1 protein-coding gene is annotated in these 1,783 nt (G+C 66.9%); it reads left to right on the top strand.

Annotated features, from left to right (window positions below):
• Positions 1-205: 205 nt before the first annotated feature.
• A partial coding sequence (locus AC27VN_RS40475; protein WP_490880361.1) for an ATP-binding cassette domain-containing protein occupies positions 206-1,783 on the top strand: 1,578 nt, incomplete at its 3' end.

The raw sequence follows: 1,783 nt of genomic DNA, 5'->3' as shown, positions 1-1,783 counted from the left end.
TGTTTCATCAACCTGCCCTCGGCTTTCGCCTTCGGGCCTGTCGACCTGATTTGCGTTGCCGCATCGTCAGCCGAGCCAGCGAGTATATGCCATTTATCCAGCCCTGCAAGAGCGCTGTCAACAAATCGACCGCCCGGTCTTCCTGCCTGCGGCAGCGCTACGCGCTGCCGCAGGCAGAACAGGCTCCTCGGATAATCCGCCCCACATGGCACTCATCACACTCCTCGACGCCCAACTGGCGTTCGGTCACGTCCCGCTGCTCGATCACACGGACTTCTCGCTCCTCGAATCGGAGCGCATCGGCCTGATCGGCCGCAATGGCGCGGGGAAGTCCTCCCTGCTCAAGATACTGGGGGGACTGGAAAAGCCCGACGACGGCGCCCTCCAATACCAACAGCACCTGCGCGTCTCCTATGTGGCGCAGGAACCCGCCCTGGACATGGAGGCCGACGTGTTCACCGCTGCCAGTGCCGGGCTGTCCGAGGTGATCGCCGTGCGGGACCTCTATCTATCGGGCGCGGAAGGCCTGGACCTGGACGCCCTCCAGTCCCAGATCGAGGCCTTCGATGCCTGGAACTGGGAGCAGCGCGTCGAAGAGACGCTGCATCGCCTCCATCTGGACCGCAATGCCCGCGTCGGCAACCTGTCGGGCGGCACCCGCAAGCGGGTGGCCCTGGCACAGGCCCTGGTCGCGGCACCCGACGTGCTCCTGCTCGACGAACCCACCAACCACCTGGACCTCGACTCCATCGAGTGGCTCGAGCAGCTGCTGATCGACTTCAAGGGCAGCGTGGTCACGGTGACCCACGACCGCAGCTTCCTGAACCGCGTCGCCACCCGCATCGTGGAGCTCGACCGCGGCAAGCTCGGCTCCTACCCCGGCAACTTCGAGCAGTACCTGCTGCAGAAGGAAGAGCAACTGGCCCAGGAGGCGGTGATCAACGCCAAGGCCGACAAGCTGCTGGCACAGGAGGAGGTCTGGATCCGCAAGGGCGTCGAAGCCCGCCGCACCCGCAGCCAGAGCCGCATCGGCCGCCTCGAGGCGCTGCGCGCCAACCGCACCGCCCGCCGCGAGGTGCAGGGCAGCGTCAACATGGACGTGGCCACCGGCCAGGCCAGCGGCAAGATCGTGGCCGAGCTGACCGAGGCGTCCAAGTCCTTCGGCGAGAAGACCGTGATCCGCAACTTCAGCGGCACCATCCTGCGCGGCGACAAGATCGGCCTGCTCGGCCCCAACGGCGCGGGCAAGACCACGCTGCTCAAGCTGATCCTCGGCGAACTCGAACCCGACAGCGGCAAGATCCGCCGCGGCACCAACCTCGAGGTCGCCTACTTCGACCAGATGCGCGACAAGCTCGACCTCGACGCCACGCTCGAGGACTTCATCAGCCCCGGCAGCGAATGGATCGAGATCGGCAGCCAGCGCAAGCACGTCAAGAGCTACCTGTCGGACTTCCTGTTCTCCCCCGCGCGCGCCAACTCCCCGGTGCGCTCGCTGAGCGGCGGCGAGCGCAACCGGCTGCTGCTGGCGCGCCTGTTCGCCCGCCCGGCCAACGTGCTGGTGCTCGACGAGCCGACCAACGACCTGGACATCGACACGCTGGAGCTGCTCGAGGGCCTGCTGCAGGACTACGACGGCACGGTGTTCCTCGTGAGCCACGACCGCACCTTCCTCGACAACGTGGTGACCAGCACCATCGCCTACGAGGGCGACGGCCGCTGGCGCGAGTACGAGGGCAGCGTGCAGGACTGGCTGATCCAGTCCCGCCGTGCGCGCGAGATC

Source organism: Variovorax sp. 20P10.2.4 (genome assembly GCF_058244205.1).
The sequence above is the reverse complement of the archived record's forward strand: the minus strand, read 5'-3'. Positions and strand labels throughout refer to the sequence as shown.